Annotated in this window: 2 protein-coding genes; both read left to right on the forward strand. The window is 30.1% G+C overall.

Features of this window, described 5'->3' with window-relative positions; all coding sequences use genetic code 11:
- A partial coding sequence (locus tag LBP67_09970) for an AAA family ATPase (GenBank protein MDR2085305.1) occupies positions 1-986 on the forward strand: 986 nt, incomplete at its 5' end.
- A 4-nt stretch (positions 987-990) separates the two neighbouring features.
- Positions 991-2,506: UvrD-helicase domain-containing protein (locus tag LBP67_09975; GenBank protein MDR2085306.1), on the forward strand; the 1,516-nt coding region annotated here is incomplete at its 3' end.

Here is a 2,506-nt window from a genome sequence, read left to right on the forward strand (position 1 = left end):
AATTGACGCTAATTGAAGAATTGGAAGCTCATTTGCATCCTCAATATCAACTTCGACTGATAGATTTCATCAACACCAACAAAAAATACGGTCAATTTATACTTACAACTCACAGCACAATACTTGCATCAAAAATTGATTTGGAAAGTTTGATTGTTTGCAATAAGAATTATGTTTTTCCGATGGGAAAAGATTTTACTAACTTAGCTTCTGCTGATTACAAATTCTTGGAACGATTTTTAGATGCAACAAAGGCAAACTTGTTTTTTGCACGAGGAGTAATTATTGTAGAAGGTGATGCTGAAAATTTGCTTATTCCGACTATCGCTGAAATTATTGAACGACCATTACATAAATATGGAGTTTCCATAGTAAACGTTGGAAGTACAGCATATAAACGGTATGCGAATATATTTGTAAGAAAAGAAGAACCTCTGTTTGATATTAACATCTCAATCATTTCAGATTTAGATGTCAAAAGTCTTGAATATTATATAGTAAATGCAAAGTCAATTCCACAAGAAGTTTCAAATGAAACCTCTTTATCTGCACATAGGGAGGATAAAAAAAGAGAGATAGAAAATAAATGGAATAGTAAATTACCTGTTAGAATCTTTCTGCCTGAACAATGGACTTTGGAATACGAGATTGCTTCGAGTAAATTGTATAAATATCTCTATCAAGCTATTGAACTATCTAAAAAAGAAAAAGCAGACCCAATATTTGAAGCAAATGATGAAATATACATAGAGCTTAAAAATGAGACAAATACCAAATATCCGGCAGAAAGATTGTCTAATAAGAAAGTGATATACGATATTTTCGAGCCTATTTGTAAGGGGAATGTCTCTAAAGCTATTGTTGCACAATATTTAGCAGAAATATTAAAACGAGAAAAAGAGGCAGGAGTTAATGTGAAAGAGATGGTTTGTTCCGACCCTTTCTTGAAATACATTGTTAAAGCAATTTACTATGTAACAGAATGATGATATGAATAAATTTGCAGCACCCGAAGAAATACGATATGCTCATTCTGTTTTACTCAAAGGTAAGCCCTACTTCGAGCAAGATAAAATTGATATTATAGAATGTAATGAAAGTCAAGATATAAAAGCCTGTCCCGGAAGTGGAAAGACAACTACCCTTTTAGCAAAATTGATAATCCTTGCCAATCGTATGCCTTTGCCAAATAATCAGGGAATTTGCGTACTTACTCACACAAATGTTGCTATTGACGAGATAAAAAACAAGTTAGGGCATAAAGCTGATATTTTATTCAAGTATCCCAATCATTTCGGAACAATACAGTCTTTTGTAGATAAGTTTCTGGCAATACCTCTATTTAAAATGTTATACGACGTTCCATTAAGAATAATTGATGATGATTATGCTCACAGACAAATAAAATTTCACTTTAATGGAAAAACATATAATGATTTAAAGTGTATTTATTCTCAAATAAAAGATAGAATACCTAATGATATTCCAAAAGGACACAAAACTGCAATAGTCAAAGAAATTCAATATAAATTCATAAAAGATTTATGGATTAATTTTAATGATAATGATTTACCTGTTTTTTGTCGAAGTTATGGTTCTAATCCTATTGCAAAAAACGATAATACAGACATTTATAAGTTATTTAAAACTACCCGCTATACGACATTTGAAAATGGAATATTATCATATAGAGATGCGTATTCATTAGCTTTTCATTACATTAAAAAAAATACATCCATCCAAAATGTTATTTCTTCCCGTTTCAAATATCTATTTATTGATGAAATGCAAGATGCAGATATTCATCAGTTAGATATTATCAAAAACACCTTTGACAAAGAAAAAACTATAATCCAATGTTTTGGAGACCATCGTCAAGCGATCTATCACAATAAAGTTAATAGTGAAGAGCGATGGAAGACTGATAAATTCTTACCTATAAATAGCAGCAAACGTTTTGGAGAAAACATTGCTAATGTATTGCGATATGTTTGTTGTGAAAAAAACGATGCTCTTCAGGCAAATTCAGATGTAAATTCATTAACTCCTGTAATGATTGTTTATGATAATCCACAAGATGTGTTACCCAAATTCTGCGAGTTATTATCCTCAAGAAAAATAGAGGATAAAACTATTTGGGAAATTTCTCAAGAAAGTAAAAACAAAGGAGACACTTCCTATAAGATCAAAGCTATAGGATGGGTTGGACAAGATAAACCGGATGTTATAACTATCAAATCTTATTTTAGTAACTTTAATGCTCGTGTACGAAAAAAAGATAAAATTGATTATGAATCATTAAAATCATTTCTTAAACGACAAGGAAGCGCTAAAATTTCAGATTATTCAAATAAAATTATTGATGTTCTTCTTCATATTTTATCAAGTGCAAACATAAAATATTCAAATGGGAAAACAAATCGCAATTACACAAAAACTACACTGTTAGAAGATTTTGAAAATAAATCATTTGAAAAATTATGTTTACTTAAATCCAATATTGCAA

This window comes from Bacteroidales bacterium (assembly GCA_031276035.1).
Classification (GTDB): domain Bacteria; phylum Bacteroidota; class Bacteroidia; order Bacteroidales; family BM520; genus RGIG7150.